Here is a 16,228-nt window from a genome sequence, read left to right on the forward strand (position 1 = left end):
ATAGATTAATAGCAGAAATAGCGAATGAAATGGAAGAAGACCGGCGCGGTGAAGATAAGAGAATCCAGTCTGTCTAGAATGCCACCATGCCCTGGCAACAGCGTGCCGCTATCCTTAACGCCGATATCACGTTTAATTGCAGACATCACTACATCGCCACAAAAACCAGTTATCCCAATAATAACGCCCGCCAACAGCGCCATTGGCCAAGCTAACGGCGTAAGCAAGGGACCTAGCACTGCAGCCACTAAGGCCGTCGTCACCACGCCCCCGAGTAACCCCGCTAACGTCTTGTTAGGGCTGACCTTCGGAGTCACTCTGATACGGCCAAGAGATTTTCCCCACAGATATTGCGCAATATCGTTGAACTCCGTCAGACCGACGAGAAACAGCACCAGCAGAGCCCCCGTCTGCTTACCATCAGCAGGTAACATCAGTAAAAAAGCAACATGGCTAAAGGCAAAAACGGTGGTCATCAAACTCCAGTGTAGCTGGGATGCCGTACGTAGAAAGCCCTGCGTATCTCCTGCAATCACCATACGCGCCGGTAAAAACAAAAAAACATAGATAGGGATAAATACCACAAACATTCCGTACCAACCGATACCAATCAGCCAGTAGTTAATGGGAATAACAACAAACATCCATAACAGTGGCATGCGGTCGGATTGTCGTGACGGCACCAATGTCAGAAACTCTTTTAGCGCCATAAAGCTGACCAACGCGAAAAATATCAGCGCCAACCAATGAGGGCTAAGTAGCGCCAGCGAAAACAGTATGATAATGACCCACCACGTTCGGATTCGTAGCGTTAGCTCCCGCCAGTCTTTACTCGGACGTAACAGCACCAGCAACCCATTCACCACCGTTGCCGCCAGTAGAATTGCAAAAACGACCGCGAGGGATTTTTCCAGCATCATCATTTCGCAACCTCATCACGTAGAACGCTACGGCAGCGGTTAATGACTGTCCATACCAGCAATAGGGTTGCAATCCCCCACATGACGTTGTTCCATTGCACAAGCTGCGGCCAGATCGCCAACGCGAGTCCCCAAGTACCAAATACCAATGCTCTGTCGCTTTTTCCCAAAGGCCCTGCATAGCTGCGTATACCGTTAATGGTTTGCGCTAAAACGCCACAAAACTCAGTCATTACTGCACAAAACAGCATGACAAGAACCAACGGTATATTACTGTCGGGAAGCAACATAAAAGGAAGATAGAGTGCGATGTCGGAGAGCACATCCCCCGTTTCATTGAGGATAGCGCCGAGACGAGATTTTTGGTTGCACTCACGAGCGAGCATGCCATCTAGTGCATTAAGCGCCATGCGTACAAACAACACGATGGGCAGCAGAATAAACAGACTTGGGCGAGGGAAAGCAATCAGCAACGCTCCCGTAATGAAGGAGAGCACCATCGCAGCGAGTGTAATATGGTTCGCGGTAATACGATGCCTATACAATAAGAACATCAGTGGGCGCAAAAGCCCCTGAAAAGCGGGTTTGATCTGATAAAGCGTCATGACTCTGTTCCCTGAACATTCGCAGATTTCGCCATGATGTCTCAATTAAGCTCACGATGAGAAGTATTTTTCTCAGCCTGAGGCAAAAATCAGAATTTATGATTTCTAAAAAGAAAATGTGCTAGAACCATGAGATGATTCATTAGCTTCGTTCGTTGATCATAGGTAAATGTTGTGGACACTGAAGCTGGCCAGTGGGAAAGAAATGTTGAAAAATAGACATTCGTCAGCGCCATGTACGTACAAATTATTCCTCATGGAACATCAGCCAGCTCCCATGGTCATTTTCTACTAAGAAGCTTTTAAATTCCCTTGCCCACTATAATCAAAAGATTTTTAAGGCAACACTCATTTTTTGATTAGCGATAATTTTCTTATCATCATTCCGGATATATTTAGATAAGCTATTTTTGATAGTCCAGCCGAATTCAATCAAAGAAGACGCTTGTTTTTCTATAACAACTCCTGAGCCTGCCATTTATCGCATCAACAGAGACCTTAAGAACACCACTTATCTCCTTGAGGCTTAAATTGCACTGCATCAAATAAACTATTTCCCATTCTTTTTCTGTGAAAAGATCGGATGGTGCCTGAAAAACTGCATGCTGATTTATTTTACCTGTAAGCAATGATATGGGGTGATAATATTCACATGCCTTACGCTGATGATAGTCCCCACACAAACATTGTTTTTATCAAAGAGCGGCTCTTGTGCGTTTTTTCTTTGCATTTCCATAATTTTACTCTTCCATTGAAACGACTGGGTCAGGTTGAAAAACCCAGCCATTTTTATTATTTCACCGGTGTGAAATCGAGTCCTTTAAACATTCTCTCAGGATTACCCCGTGTGATTTGATGATGAAACATCCTGCGTTGAGCCTTAATTTCACTTTGCATATTTTGCTGCTGTTGCTCGAGCTTATGAGCAATTAACAGCTTCGCCAGCCGTTTATTCGCATGCTGGCTACGCTCGGTTTGCACTTTAACCACGATGCCGCTGGCAAGGTGGGTTGCGCGAATAGCAGACTCCGTTTTATTAACATGCTGCCCGCCAGGACCGGATGATTTAAGGGATTCAAACTTTATTTCCCCCTCTATCACCACGTCCTCAAAGCAGTAACGTGCAACACCGATAAACCAGTTTTTTCTGCCATTCCCACCACGCCATGGGCTTTCACACGTCCACTGCAAAGTGCCGCACCAAATATTCGAAATGTGTTCTGCCGCATCTCCGTCAAGCGAGAGCAAAACAGAGCGCAAAGTGCCAGCGCGTAGGGCCGGTTCCTGTTCTGCAACCGTGACTTTCACACCCAGCGCTGCCGCTTCTTTTTGCAACTGCTTTAACGCCAGCGCGACGGCTAAAGCACATTCATCCGGCCCCTGAGCTGAAGAGATCTGCAATAAAATCATACAGTTTCTCCACTGGTTTTATAGGTCAGAACCGGTTTGAGACGAGCAACCACCGTGATGAGTCCCGCTTGTTGCAAGGAATCAACAATCGTATCGATGGGCTTATACGCCTGCGGCGCTTCCTGATAAATCAGCTGACGGTCGCGGCAAATAACACGGCTGCCAAAATGCGTGCGTGACATTTGATCGACGGTGAATTTTGCTGACAACCGATCTTTGCATTCCGAGCGCATCCATTTCCTGCCAGCTCCGTGTGCCAGAGAAAACAAACTTTCTGCGTCTGGATGAGGCTCCACTAAATAGCTGAAATCCCCGCGAGAGCCGGGAATAACAACCAACCCCCGATCTGACGGAGTCGCACCTTTGCGATGAAGCCAGCCATCAATGCCATTGACCGAGGTTTTTTGCAGGAAATTATGCGCAATATCAAGCAACTGCTGTCCATCGGTACGCAGGCGTTCCATTATTCTGCGAGCAATAAAGTGGCGATTGCAGACGGCAAAATCCAGCGCGTGTTGATGCTGGTTCAAATAATCGCCGGATTCCGGCGAATCCTGCTCCAGCCCGTGATGTCCGTACTCGCGAATATGAGCTTCCAGAATAGCCTGACCTAATCCACGTGAACCGCTGTGAACCAGTAAAATCAGCCTTTTTTTATCAAGCGCTGAAAACGGCGTGAATATCTCATCAATCTGTAAAAACTCAGCGAAATGATTACCGCCGCCAATGGTGCCTAATGAATAGCAATGGCTAAATTCGGCGGGAATATCAGCCAGTAAGTGTTCTTCCAGCGGGCCATCGATATTTCCCAGCCGTTTTTCCAGTTTATCCAGCGACTGTTTAGCGACAGCTAAATCCGTCAGCCACACAGACATGCCGCAGCCAATATCATTGCCGATCAGTGCGGGATAAAAACGATGTTGTGAAAAGAAAGCGGCACCGACAGGATAACCACGACCGGGATGTAAATCTGGCATCCCTGTAACTTGGACCATGTCGGGTAAATTTGCCGTTGTTTCGAGCTGTTGGATTGCTTTGCCTTCAATCCAGGTGTGTTCAGACGCGATATATGAGACGCGTGGCGACACGGAGCGAATAATATTGCTCATTAAACCAATCCTGACGATCAATTATTAAATTTAGGATGTGGCAGGCCGTAGCCAGAGCAATACCTGAAAACAAAAAGAAGACAGGGCTATTATGCCTGGGAACGAGACCTGCAAAGGGTAAACATAGCTTGTCGTTGCATGGTGTGACCTCCTTTGCTGAGTAAGTGATAGGGTTTAAAACGGGGCGATACTACATAATAAAAAACACTCTGACAAGCAGGTTTTTTATTTTTGGCGATTTTAGCGAGTGAGATGCGACTATTTCCGTATTCTGAAACAGACTGAATTATACCTGAATATTTAAAACACCCACGACAGTAAATATTATTTCCTGATGATTTTATAATATTATTGTTACTGCACCTCACTCTAATTCAATACAAAGAATATATATAAAGAGTGATAGTATATTTGTAGTGGCGTGATTAAACACAGATATTCCATATATCCTACAATGGCTTATAAGTTAAATATCCCGCAATACCGCCACCACCATCCTTCGGGTGGTGGGTGCCTTCCATCACGGCAACTGATGGAAAGTCGAAAGGTGAAACGTTCTCAATACACGCAACGTTAACACCATATTGTTCAGGGTTTGAACGGCGTTGATGGAAGGTGTAGATGCCGCAAACCGAGCAGAAAAAATGTACCGCTTGCTGGGTGTTAAAACGGTATTCGGTAAGCTTATCTTTGCCGCGAATTATCTCGATTCCGGACAGTGGTGCAGATACCGCAATGGCACCACGCATCCGGCAAAATGAACAGTTACAGCGGCGCGCGGTATTAAACCCATCGCTAAGTTCAACGGTAAAGGCGACGGCACCACAATGGCATTGAGCAGGCATTTTTTGGTTCATAGCAACCCCGAGTGTGATTTCTGACTTTCATTATCTTAGTGCGTATTGGGCACAAGGCATCACACAGAGGCCGTTTTTTCGCGTCATGTTTTGCGACAAAGGAACAATTTTTAAGGAGGGATTGAAAACAATGATGGGATTTTAATTAATTTGACTTGTTATTTGTCTAGAAAACTAGAAACCGTGTCGTAAAATATTTGGTAACTGATTGATTTTAATGGTACGCCCTACAGGATTCGAACCTGTGACCTACGGCTTAGAAGGCCGTTGCTCTATCCAACTGAGCTAAGGGCGCATTGGGACGGTGTAGCAGAGGCTAACTGTCAGGCAGTGCAGCGGATTTGGATTATACGGTCAGTCTGCTTTGAGTCAATGCCTTTTGTCCGTTTGATCATCCACTTGGTTATTTTATGGTTATTCTTTGCCTGACAGCACGCTTTGCATCTGACACAATAGCAGCCCTCCCCCGCTTAAATAATATTGATGGACCTCGTCACTGATGGCAGCAAAGATTATTGATGGTAAAACGATTGCGCAGCAGGTTAGAAGCGAAATGGCTGTGCGTGTACAACAACGTTTAGCAGAGGGGAAACGTGCCCCTGGGCTGGCAGTGATCTTGGTAGGTGATAATCCTGCCTCGCAGATTTACGTCGGTAGCAAGCGCCGCGCCTGTGAAGAAGTGGGTATTGTATCGAAATCTTACGACCTCCCTATCTCCACCAGCGAAGAGCAGCTGTTAAGCTTAATTGATGACCTTAACGCCGATAACACCATCGACGGCATTCTGGTTCAGCTTCCTCTGCCTGCAGGTATCGACAACGTTAAGGTATTAGAGCGTATCAGCCCCGATAAAGACGTCGACGGTTTTCATCCGTACAACGTGGGCCGTCTGTGCCAGCGTTCACCGAAACTTCGACCTTGCACCCCGCGTGGCATTATCACCATGCTAGAACGTTGCGAAATCAATACATACGGCCTGAACGCCGTAGTCGTTGGCGCGTCTAACATTGTCGGCCGTCCTATGGGACTTGAGCTCTTGCTCGCAGGCTGTACCACCACAATTACCCATCGCTTTACCAAAGATCTGCAAAAGCATGTCGAAAATGCCGATCTGGTCGTCGTTGCCGTAGGTAAACCCGGCTTTATTCCCGGAGCATGGATCAAACCGGGTGCCGTCGTGATCGATGTTGGCATCAACCGTCTAGAAAGCGGAAAAGTGGTCGGTGACGTCGAATTTGATGTTGCAGTGGAACGTGCTAGCTGGATCACCCCTGTTCCCGGCGGCGTCGGTCCAATGACCGTTGCCACGCTCATCCAGAACACTCTGCAAGCCTGCGAAGAATTTCACGATATTTAATCGTTAGACTCTGAGTAAATTAAGCCAGTCACTGACTGGCTTTTTTGCTTTGAAAGCCGATGTGCAACGCTAAGTGACACCGAGGAGATAATTCTTAGTTTAGTTAGCGCGCCTTGAGAATCTCATATTCATGTCTACAGTTAACTATTACGTATCTGCGATTAGGGCACTGCACTCTCGGTTCTAATCGTCAGTGTTAATCCACAATCATCATGTCGTTCAACTAAATATCTCGGAGAAATAGACACTCGTCTTCGTCAACATGATCATCACCCGCAAGGAGCCATCATGCCATACCAGACAATCAATCCTTACACAGACAAACTCATCAAAGAATATCCCCAGCACGACGACAACTATGTCGAATCCGCATTAGCAACCGCACATCAACTCTATAAATCAGACTGGGCGCAAGGTGATATCTCTCAGCGTCTCGCCGTATTAACTCAGCTAGCTGAGCTTTTCACCCAACATGAGGAAGAGCTCGCAAAAACCATCAGCCAAGAGATGGGCAAACTGATCGAACAGAGTCGAGGCGAAGTGAAGATTTGTGCTGCTATTGCTAAGTACTACGCCGATAACGCCAAAGCATTGCTTAAACCGGTTAAATACCCTTCAAAACTGGGCGATGCATGGGTTGAAAACCATCCGATCGGCATCATCATGGCCGTTGAGCCTTGGAACTTCCCTTTCTACCAACTAATGCGCGTATTAGCACCAAACATGGCCGTGGGCAACAGCGTGATGGTTAAACATGCCAGCATCGTTCCACACTGCGCAGAAACCTTTGAACGCATGGTGTCTCAAGCCGGTGCGCCAAAAGGTGCCTATACGAACCTGTTTATCTCACAAGATCAGGTTGCAAAAATCATCGACGATGACCGTGTCAGCGGCGTTGCGCTAACGGGTTCTGAACAAGCCGGTAGCGTTGTCGCCGCTCAGGCTGCTAAAAACCTGAAAAAATCAACGATGGAGCTCGGCGGTAATGACGTCTTTGTGGTTCTAGACGACTGCGATCTCGATAAAGCAATAAAAGTGGGCGCACAGGCTCGGTTACAAAATGCCGGACAGGTCTGTACCGCGGCCAAACGCTTTATCGTACACGAGAAAGTAGCCGACAAATTTATGGCTGGCTTTACCCAAGCGTTGGAATCAGTAAAAACCGGCGATCCGCTAGATCCGCAAACAACGCTGGGGCCGTTATCGTCCAAAGGTGCCTTGCAGAATTTAGTCAAACAGGTCGATAAAGCAGTGAAGAATGGGGCGAAAGTCAAACTGGGAGGGAAAGCGCTGGATCACACAGGTTACTTCTATGCACCCACTATTTTGACCGACATCAAACGTGAAAACCCCGCCTATTTTGAAGAGTTCTTTGGCCCTGTCGCCATGATATTTGTGGTGAAAAACGATGATGAAGCGGTGAAACTTGCCAATGATTCGCACTATGGTCTGGGTGGTGCGATTTTCACCGGTGACATTGAACGCGGCAAGAAAATGGCTTCACGCATTGAAACCGGTATGGTGTTTATCAATACCCTCAGCGGCACCGCACCAGAGCTCCCTTTCGGTGGCGTTAAACGCTCCGGTTACGGCCATGAACTCGCCGATCTCGGCATCAAAGAGTTTGTTAACCAGAAACTGGTGGTTGTGGCTTAGTTGTGGCTTAAATGAATATAGCCTGTGCCTTTTGGATCTGACACCAAAAGGCATCCCCTCTGTGCGGGTGTTTCTATGCACCCGCAAATAGCATATTAGCTGTGCGCTGCTAAGAGCAAGCTGGCATAATAGCGTATTGCCTACCGTATATTGATAGTCATTTAGCATGGACTATAAGGTTACGGCATCCCGAACGAATCACTCGCAAGAATAAAGAGATAACACCATGGAAATTTTCCACCTGGAAAACCATCCGCACGTAGAGCTGTGCGACCTGCTGAAACTGCAAGGCTGGAACGACAGTGGCGCATCAGCCAAAAATGCAATTGCTGACGGCTATGTGAAAGTTGATGGGAAGATCGAAACCCGCAAACGCTGCAAAATCATCGATGGACAGACCGTAACCTATAACGGTCAAAGTGTGCAGGTAAAAGCGTAATTGCTTACACAAGATACGAAAAAGCCGGCTCATGAGCCGGCTTTATTATTTCTAAACAGAATGCGTTATTTACGGCGCCACGTCGTGCCCTGTGGACCGTCTTCCAACACGATACCCAACGCATTCAACTGATCGCGTGCGGAGTCAGCCATTGCCCAATCTTTAGCGGCCCGCGCATCGTTACGCTGTTTAATCAGCGCTTCGATCTGTGCAACTTCGCTATCATCAGCCTGAGCGCCGCCTTGCAGGAAAACTTCAGGATCTTGTTCCAACAAACCTAAGATTTTCGCCAATTTACGCAATTCAGCCGCCAGCGCATTAGCCTGAGCCATGTCTTCTGATTTTAGGCGATTCACTTCGCGTGCCAAATCAAACAGCGCCGAATAAGCTTCTGGCGTGTTGAAATCATCGTCCATCGCTTCACGGAAGCGAGCTTCAAACACGTCCCCACCCGCAGGTTCAGCCTGAGGATCGGTACCACGCAGCGCAGTATACAGACGCTCCAACGCCGAACGTGCCTGCTTGAGGTTCTCTTCACTGTAGTTCAATTGACTACGATAGTGACCAGACATCAGGAAATAACGTACCGTTTCAGCATCGTAGTGCTCTAACACATCGCGGATAGTGAAGAAGTTACCCAGCGATTTAGACATCTTTTCGCGGTCGATCATCACCATACCGGAGTGCATCCAGTAGTTCACATACGGGCCATCGTGAGCACAGCTCGACTGAGCAATTTCATTCTCATGATGTGGAAACATCAGGTCTGAACCGCCGCCGTGAATGTCAAAATGCGCGCCTAACTGCTTGCAGTTCATCGCAGAACACTCAATGTGCCAACCTGGACGGCCAGGACCCCATGGAGATTCCCAGCTAGGTTCACCCGGCTTAGACATTTTCCACAGCACGAAATCCATCGGATTGCGTTTTACATCAGCAACCTCTACACGGGCTCCCGCTTGCAACTGCTCCAAATCCTGACGAGAAAGCAACCCGTAATCAGGATCGGTATCAACGGCAAACATCACGTCACCGTTGCTGGCGACGTATGCATGACCACGCGTAATCAGTTGTTCAACGATCTCAATAATCTCTGGGATATGATGCGTCGCTCGTGGCTCAAGATCTGGACGCGCAATATTCAGAGAATCGAAATCTTTATGCATCTCTGCCAACATGCGTTCAGTCAGCTGATCGCAAGTCTCACCGTTTTCCAGCGCACGCTTGATGATCTTGTCATCCACGTCGGTCACGTTGCGCACATATTTAAGGTTGTAGCCTAAATAACGCAGATAACGCGCAACCACGTCAAAAGAAACAAAGGTACGCCCGTGACCAATGTGACACAAATCGTAAATGGTTACCCCACACACATACATACCGACTTCACCGGCGTGAATAGGTTTGAATTCCTCTTTCTGACGACTGAGTGTGTTAAAAATCTTTAGCATCGGGGTATCCGTGAGGTTTGACATAAAATATAGGTGTATTGAACCGCGAAGAAAGGCCGTTTGCAAGAATAACCCCTGTTTTCACCTGTTTGGTTGGCGATTTCTTGTGTTCTCTCTGGTTTTGGCTTTTCAGGGAATTTTGCAGGCTGGGGGCATTTTCCGTTATCGTAGTGACGTACCGCAAAGAAAGGCGAGCGGCTAACTGCGACAAAAGGATGTCAGCCCGCGGCGCATCGGCTACAATCGCTTTCTTTCGTCCTAAACATCAAAAAAACAGGATTATTGTTATGGTTACTTTCCACACCAACCACGGTGACATCGTCATCAAAACTTTTGACGACAAAGCACCGGCTACCGTTGCCAACTTCCTGGAATATTGCCGTGAAGGTTTCTACGACAACACTATTTTCCACCGTGTTATCAATAGTTTCATGATTCAGGGCGGCGGCTTTGAACCTGGCATGAAACAGAAAGAAACTAAAGCTCCGATCAAAAACGAAGCCAATAACGGTCTGAAAAACACACGTGGCACACTGGCGATGGCTCGTACCAACGATCCACATTCAGCCACAGCACAGTTCTTCATCAACGTGGTTGATAACGACTTCCTGAACTTCCGTTCAGAACGCCCAGACGGCTGGGGCTATGCCGTTTTCGCTGAAGTGGTTGAAGGCTTGGACGTTGTAGACAAAATCAAAGCGGTTTCTACTGGCCGTAGCGGCATGCACCAAGATGTTCCACGTGAAGACGTGATCATCAAAAGCGTCACTGTTAGCGAGTAATCGTTTTCTGATGCGCACGCTATTTATTGCAGATTTGCATCTTAGCGAACAGGAACCGGCGATCACCGCCGGTTTTCTTCGTTTTTTACAACGTGAAGCCTATCAGGCTGATGCGTTATATATTCTCGGCGATTTTTTCGAATACTGGATTGGCGACGACGATCCGCAACCGCTGCATCGTGAAATCAGCTCTGCATTGCACGATCTTACCAATTCAGGCGTTCCCTGTTATTTCATCCACGGTAACCGTGACTTTCTGATTGGAAAGCGCTTCGCTCAAGAGTGCGGAATGACATTATTACCGCAGGAGAAACGGCTGTCGCTATATGGACACCCCATTCTTATTATGCACGGTGACACCCTGTGCACTGACGATGTGGATTACCAACGCTATCGTCGAAAAGTGAATAACCCGTTTATTCAAAAACTATTTTCGTGGTTGCCACTACGCACCCGCTTAAATATCGCGGCTAAAATGCGCGATCGCAGCCAGATGACCAACGATGGTAAGTCAGAGGCTATCATGGACGTCAATCAGCAGGCTGTTATAGAAGCGTTAGAGAGAAATCAGGCCGAGTGGCTGATTCATGGACATACACACCGCCCCGCAATTCACAACGTTGACATGCCAAACGGCAAGCTGGCGAAACGCGCGGTGTTGGGCGCATGGCATTATCAAGGGTCGATGATAAGCGTTACGCCCGAAGGCATTGAACTGATTGAATTTCCATTCTAAGCGCGCAGCGTGGCTACGCGCCTATGCTTAGTATTCGTTACCAACCACGCGGCTACGATAGCTTTCCCAATCGAAATTAACCCACAGGCTGTTGCCTAAACTCATTCGATCCATCACGCGTTCCCCCAACAGCGTATTCATGCTCTGAACATTCAGGTTAGAGAGCATACCGGTTGGGCGTTTAGATGAAGAGCGGCGATCGACAATTTGGTTGATAATCACTTTTTCATAGCGCGATTCAGTCTGTACCCCAATCTCATCAATCACCAACAAATCTACCGCGCTAAGATCTTCCAGCAAGCGTTCTTCAGTGGTGTCACTATTACCGCTGAATGTTCCTTTCATACTCGACATCAAATCCGCCACGGTAACAATCAACACCGATTTATTACGCAGAATCAGATCGTTGCCAATCGCAGCAGCCAAATGATTTTTTCCTGTGCCGGGTTTGCCAGAAAACACAAAGCTAGCAATATTGCCATCGAACTCTGCGGCATACTGGCGAGCACGTTCTAGCGCGATGCGTTGACCTTCACACTCGACTCGGTAATTATCGAACGAGCAGTTCATATGCAAAGGACGAATACCTGAGCGTTTAAAAACGCGCTGCATTTTCATCGCCTGATTTTCGCGTGAAATTGCTTCGGAGCGCTTACGCCCCTCTTCTTCCTGCCAAATACGCCACTCTTCAGCATTGGTGAACTTAGGTGAAACATGAGCAGGCATCATTTTTTTCAATCTCTGCATCAGGTTCATGCTAGCGGCATCTTTCATCATTAACCTCTAAAACCTTTAGGGATGGAATAGTCTTGTTCGCCTATGTCATTGATATCGCGTTTTGGCTGGCCGCCGTTACTCATGCGATTTTGCTGTATGCTGCGCGCCAATTTTTGCTGCCATTGCACATGGTGGAAGGCTTTCCCTTCCGCCTGCCAATAAGCCACAAAGGATGCTAACTCAGTGGGCGTGACAGGAGCGGTAAGGATACATCCCCACATAGCCGCCATACGCAAAAAATCCGTATCTGGCTGCCAGCCGGGATACATCACAAATTTACCCAATGGTGTTGGAATATTGGCTGCCGTGGGAGCCACTGCTTCATCACTGAATAGACACTCCTCCAAAACGACGTCTGAGTTGGCCCGGCTAGCAGCCTCTTCAAAGGCTAACAGCTCGGCCATTCTTTCCGGCGTAACAGCGTAAAAAATCGGCATGTTGTTATCAAGCACGGTGATCACCCCGCGATCGCCAGATTTTAACGCCGTCTCCGGATCGCGGCTAAATGTGTCTAGGCTCGTAATTGAAGAGGCCAAAATTTTGACAGACATGTTTCTTTTTACTCTGATGAAGTGTGAACTGATGAAAGCGAGCAACGGTTCATACCGGCCGAATGCTTATTGACCGCAGACTTTTTATGGTCTGGACTATGTGGCGGTATATTACCAGCCCATACAGTATAAATCAGTCTTATATCGAATGAGAGAGGGAATGAAACCTCACTCGGCTATCAAAATTGTTCCCATCGCCACGCTGACGCAACCGTTTTCGTCACCCAAAACACGTGATATACTTCGCACCTCTTTACCTGCTCAGTGAGTACTGAGTTGCCAAAGTCAGTAAGTTAAACAGGAGCTTGCCATCAATGCCAGCCAACGTTGTTCCGGCTAACCCGTCAGGGGCAAAAATTGCCATCGTTATGGGTTCCAAAAGCGATTGGGCCACCATGCAGTTTGCCGCCGAAGTTTTGACCCAGCTTGATGTTAAGTTCCATGTGGAGGTGGTTTCCGCGCACCGTACTCCCGATAAGCTATTTAGCTTTGCCGAGCAGGCATCCGAACAAGGTTTCGATGTGATTATCGCCGGTGCCGGTGGTGCGGCTCATCTACCGGGCATGCTTGCCGCTAAGACGTTGGTTCCCGTGCTTGGTGTTCCGGTACAAAGCGCAGCGTTAAGCGGCGTAGACAGCCTCTATTCCATCGTACAGATGCCGCGTGGAATTCCGGTGGGCACACTAGCGATTGGCAAAGCCGGTGCGGCAAATGCCGGTTTACTGGCGGCACAAATTCTAGCGCTGCATGATCCTATGCTAGCGCGCCGCATGGCGGCATGGCGTCAGGCACAAACCGACGAAGTACTGGCTCATCCTGACCCACGGGAGGAAGCATGAAACCCGTTTGCGTCTTAGGTAATGGACAGCTTGGACGAATGCTACGTCAGGCCGGTGAGCCGCTGGGTATCACCGTTTTCCCAGTGGGTCTAGATGTTGATCCTGAAGCGGTTCCTTGGCAGCAAGGCGTCATCACCGCAGAAATAGAGCGTTGGCCTGAAACGCCATTAACGCGTGAATTAGCTCGCCATAACGGTTTTGTGAACCGCGATATTTTCCCGCGTTTGGCCGACCGTTTAACGCAAAAGCAGCTGCTTGACGAGTTAACACTCGCGACGGCGCCGTGGCAGTTGTTGTCCAGCGCCGGTGAATGGCCGACCATATTCAGCAATATCGGTCAGTTTGCCATAGTGAAGCGTCGTACCGGTGGCTATGACGGGCGAGGACAGTGGCGCATTCGTCCCGGCGATGAATCACAGCTACCTGCCGATGCCTACGGCGAATGCATCGTCGAGCAAGGCATCAACTTCTCTGGAGAGGTTTCTCTGGTTGGCGCTCGCGCTCGCGATGGTCACTGCGTATTTTACCCTCTGACACATAACCTGCATGAAGAGGGTATCTTACGTACCAGCGTTGCATTGCCACAGCCTAATCCACAGTTGCAGCAGCAAGCAGAACAGATGCTCAGCGCGCTCATGAACGCGCTTAATTACGTCGGCGTCATGGCCATGGAATGTTTCATTGTCGATGATAGCCTGTTGATTAACGAACTGGCTCCGCGAGTGCATAACAGTGGGCATTGGACACAAAATGGCGCATCAATCAGCCAGTTTGAGCTCCATCTGCGTGCCATTCTCGACTTACCGCTACCGACTCCCGTGGTCAGTACACCGTCAGTCATGATTAATCTGATCGGCACCGAACTGAACTATGACTGGTTAGCATGGCCACTCATCCACCTCCACTGGTACGACAAAGAGGTACGCGCGGGGCGTAAAGTTGGGCACCTTAACCTTAACGATCGCGATCCCGTGCTTCTTGCGGAAACATTACAAGCAATCTCGTCCCATCTCCCTAGCGAATATCAAAGCGGGCTAGTTTGGGCACAGGAAAAATTAGCATCCTAGGCACAAAAAAGCGGAGCCTAAGCGCTCCGCATTTTGCCAGTAATAAAATGATCAAACATGGGCAGGCTCTAGCGTCCCCCTATTTTTATCCCCCATGAGCTCAGAAGCTCTAGCGGAATATAACACCACGCGATCTCGCCCTTCCTGTTTAGCCTGATACATTGCCGCATCAGCATATGCGACACATTGTTCAGCGCCAAGTGCATTATCTGTCACGGTATAGACGCCAATGCTTATCGTGACTTTATCTGGGACATCTTGAGCAAATGGCGAATTCATGTGGTCGCTAATACTCATTCGGATCCTATCAGCTAAAAGCACAGCATCTGCCCGCCCAATACCATTCAACATGATAGAGAATTCCTCCCCACCAATACGCGCAGCAATATCGGTTTTACGAATTGAGTATTCTAATGTTTTAGCAACATATTGGATCACTCTGTCACCGGTCACATGGCCGTAGACATCATTTACCCGTTTAAAGTGATCGATATCAGCAACCAGTAACGTTATCGGTTCTTGCTCTGAAACCGTCTTCATCCGCTGAATTAACACATCGTAGTAATAGCTGCGGTTGTATAACCGAGTCATGGGATCTCGAATAGAATTATTGTAAGAGATTTGATAATCGCTGCGTGCTTTTTGGTATAGCTTAAATATATCGAACAGAAACGCCAGCATAACAATAAAAGTCGCGAGCACCTCAAAAAGATGAGCGCCGTACCAAGCTAAAGAAGCTAAATAGTTGCTGCCGCTAAGCAACAACGTACTACCAAGAAAAGCAATACAGCTCAGGCTTAAACTCGCCCAAAACCCACTTCTAGCACCCGCAAAAAAAATCACCGAAGAGGACGTAACACCCCATAAAATAACCAAGTATAACCCTATAGCACTGCTCCAAAAGTTATCATAGGTAAGATGTTTTTCATCCACGATGGATAATGCTAATACCTCACTGTGACTTGAAACAAAGTAAGCTAACAAAAATGAAAACGAGGTTAAAAATAAACATAAACCAACGACTAAATAAATATTAATAAAGGATTTATGACGAAGGCGATAAACCAACAATGAAAATAGAATCAATATTGCCATCGTCGCGCTACGGAATATGAAATAGATAGCCATATCATTGGCATTCGTTCCAAGCCCACCTTCAGTAAAGACAACACCTGGATAACTGAGAAGTTTACTAACCAGATAGATAGATGAAACACCATAAACAAATGCCAGAACTACCAGATATAAGTGATTTCGCTCAAAGTTAAACTTCATCAACATGAACAACGCCAGCAACCCATGCAGAACCAGAATGACCGAGGTTGATACTGGAAATAGAGCCTCTAAAGCAGGCATTCGCAAATAGCCGTATTGCCGGAAAAAAATGAAAAGAGCAGTTAAAATCGCAAATGAAAAAATTGTAAACCGATTTATTTTTACAGACTCATTTTCTATGCCAACCCTATCCATACATAATATCCCTTTAATAAATCAGCAAACGCATCCATATCTTCACGTGCAATTCCTTAAAATTATAGTACGACTGAATTAGATGACATGCAATTATTTAGAATATAATCAATAATAAACATTCAATAAATCAATTAAACACCTAAACTCATTCATTAAACAATATTAATTAAGTACATGAAGTAAATATCTATAATAAAAA

Annotated in this window: 17 protein-coding genes and 1 tRNA gene; 7 read left to right on the forward strand and 11 right to left on the reverse strand. The window is 47.3% G+C overall.

The genetic code is table 11. The features are described from left to right. Nucleotides 1–5 precede the first annotated feature (5 nt). From M988_RS14575 to M988_RS14600, 7 genes are all read right to left on the reverse strand, one after another. The gene (locus tag M988_RS14575; RefSeq protein WP_008812689.1) at nucleotides 6–923 is read right to left on the reverse strand and encodes a phosphatidate cytidylyltransferase; all 918 of its coding nucleotides are present in this window, start codon (nucleotides 921–923) and stop codon (nucleotides 6–8) included. Next, nucleotides 920–1,525, reverse strand: a complete 606-nt coding sequence (locus M988_RS14580; RefSeq protein WP_039187198.1) for a CDP-alcohol phosphatidyltransferase family protein — start codon at nucleotides 1,523–1,525, stop codon at nucleotides 920–922. Before M988_RS14580 ends, M988_RS14575 begins: the two co-directional genes overlap by 4 nt. A 325-nt stretch (nucleotides 1,526–1,850) precedes the next feature. Continuing rightward, nucleotides 1,851–2,003: a hypothetical protein gene (locus tag M988_RS22870; RefSeq protein ID WP_156518181.1), complete on the reverse strand. Its 153-nt coding sequence runs from the start codon at nucleotides 2,001–2,003 to the stop codon at nucleotides 1,851–1,853. 314 nt (nucleotides 2,004–2,317) lie between these two features. After that, entirely contained in the window at nucleotides 2,318–2,935 is a 618-nt protein-coding gene (prfH, locus tag M988_RS14585; protein ID WP_064574694.1) for a peptide chain release factor H, read from the reverse strand. Next, on the reverse strand, nucleotides 2,932–4,044 hold the full coding sequence (locus M988_RS14590) for an RNA ligase RtcB family protein (protein WP_061060306.1): 1,113 nt from the start codon (nucleotides 4,042–4,044) through the stop codon (nucleotides 2,932–2,934). Before M988_RS14590 ends, prfH begins: the two co-directional genes overlap by 4 nt. 449 nt (nucleotides 4,045–4,493) lie before the next feature. Further along, a complete protein-coding gene (locus M988_RS14595) occupies nucleotides 4,494–4,901 on the reverse strand; it encodes a GFA family protein (RefSeq protein WP_008812684.1) in 408 nt (135 codons plus the stop codon). 218 nt (nucleotides 4,902–5,119) lie between these two features. Beyond that, a tRNA-Arg gene (locus M988_RS14600) sits at nucleotides 5,120–5,196 on the reverse strand. 204 nt (nucleotides 5,197–5,400) lie between these two features. Here M988_RS14600 and folD point away from each other — a divergent pair. The 3 genes from folD (at nucleotide 5,401) to ybcJ (ending at nucleotide 8,353) form a co-directional block, all read left to right on the forward strand. Further along, nucleotides 5,401–6,258, forward strand: coding sequence for a bifunctional methylenetetrahydrofolate dehydrogenase/methenyltetrahydrofolate cyclohydrolase FolD (gene folD / locus M988_RS14605; protein WP_008812683.1), 858 nt, complete (start codon nucleotides 5,401–5,403; stop codon nucleotides 6,256–6,258). Nucleotides 6,259–6,546: 288 nt separating this feature from the next. Then, nucleotides 6,547–7,914 (forward strand): NAD-dependent succinate-semialdehyde dehydrogenase, encoded by a 1,368-nt coding sequence (locus tag M988_RS14610; RefSeq protein WP_064574696.1) that lies wholly within the window; start codon nucleotides 6,547–6,549, stop codon nucleotides 7,912–7,914. 226 nt (nucleotides 7,915–8,140) lie between these two features. Next, a complete protein-coding gene (gene ybcJ / locus M988_RS14615; protein ID WP_004847089.1) occupies nucleotides 8,141–8,353 on the forward strand; it encodes a ribosome-associated protein YbcJ in 213 nt (70 codons plus the stop codon). A 65-nt stretch (nucleotides 8,354–8,418) separates the two neighbouring features. Here ybcJ and cysS read toward each other — a convergent pair whose 3' ends face one another. Next, nucleotides 8,419–9,804: a cysteine--tRNA ligase gene (cysS, locus tag M988_RS14620; protein ID WP_064574698.1), complete on the reverse strand. Its 1,386-nt coding sequence runs from the start codon at nucleotides 9,802–9,804 to the stop codon at nucleotides 8,419–8,421. Between the two features lie 287 nt (nucleotides 9,805–10,091). Between cysS and ppiB the strand changes: the two genes are divergently transcribed. Both ppiB and M988_RS14630 read left to right on the forward strand, forming a co-directional pair. Continuing rightward, a complete protein-coding gene (gene ppiB / locus M988_RS14625) occupies nucleotides 10,092–10,586 on the forward strand; it encodes a peptidylprolyl isomerase B (RefSeq protein WP_004847094.1) in 495 nt (164 codons plus the stop codon). Between the two features lie 10 nt (nucleotides 10,587–10,596). Next, entirely contained in the window at nucleotides 10,597–11,322 is a 726-nt protein-coding gene (locus M988_RS14630) for a UDP-2,3-diacylglucosamine diphosphatase (RefSeq protein ID WP_008812679.1), read from the forward strand. A 27-nt stretch (nucleotides 11,323–11,349) separates the two neighbouring features. On the opposite strand, the gene dnaC is transcribed toward M988_RS14630, so the two are convergent. Both dnaC and dnaT read right to left on the reverse strand, forming a co-directional pair. Further along, nucleotides 11,350–12,078, reverse strand: coding sequence for a replicative helicase loader DnaC (dnaC, locus tag M988_RS14635; protein WP_371272845.1), 729 nt, complete (start codon nucleotides 12,076–12,078; stop codon nucleotides 11,350–11,352). Between the two features lie 20 nt (nucleotides 12,079–12,098). Continuing rightward, the gene (gene dnaT, locus M988_RS14640) at nucleotides 12,099–12,650 is read right to left on the reverse strand and encodes a primosomal protein DnaT (protein ID WP_061060310.1); all 552 of its coding nucleotides are present in this window, start codon (nucleotides 12,648–12,650) and stop codon (nucleotides 12,099–12,101) included. Nucleotides 12,651–12,964: 314 nt separating this feature from the next. Here dnaT and purE point away from each other — a divergent pair, with 314 nt between their 5' ends. Both purE and purK read left to right on the forward strand, forming a co-directional pair. Beyond that, nucleotides 12,965–13,489: a 5-(carboxyamino)imidazole ribonucleotide mutase gene (gene purE / locus M988_RS14645; RefSeq protein WP_004847104.1), complete on the forward strand. Its 525-nt coding sequence runs from the start codon at nucleotides 12,965–12,967 to the stop codon at nucleotides 13,487–13,489. Next, the gene (gene purK, locus M988_RS14650) at nucleotides 13,486–14,556 is read left to right on the forward strand and encodes a 5-(carboxyamino)imidazole ribonucleotide synthase (RefSeq protein WP_008812677.1); all 1,071 of its coding nucleotides are present in this window, start codon (nucleotides 13,486–13,488) and stop codon (nucleotides 14,554–14,556) included. The genes purE and purK overlap by 4 nt, the downstream gene beginning before the upstream one ends. 51 nt (nucleotides 14,557–14,607) lie before the next feature. Here the strand turns inward: purK and M988_RS14655 are convergent, their stop codons facing one another. Next, the gene (locus M988_RS14655) at nucleotides 14,608–16,026 is read right to left on the reverse strand and encodes a sensor domain-containing diguanylate cyclase (protein WP_064574700.1); all 1,419 of its coding nucleotides are present in this window, start codon (nucleotides 16,024–16,026) and stop codon (nucleotides 14,608–14,610) included. Nucleotides 16,027–16,228 lie beyond the last annotated feature (202 nt).

Source organism: Hafnia paralvei ATCC 29927, from assembly GCF_001655005.1.
GTDB classification, from domain to species: domain Bacteria; phylum Pseudomonadota; class Gammaproteobacteria; order Enterobacterales; family Enterobacteriaceae; genus Hafnia; species Hafnia paralvei.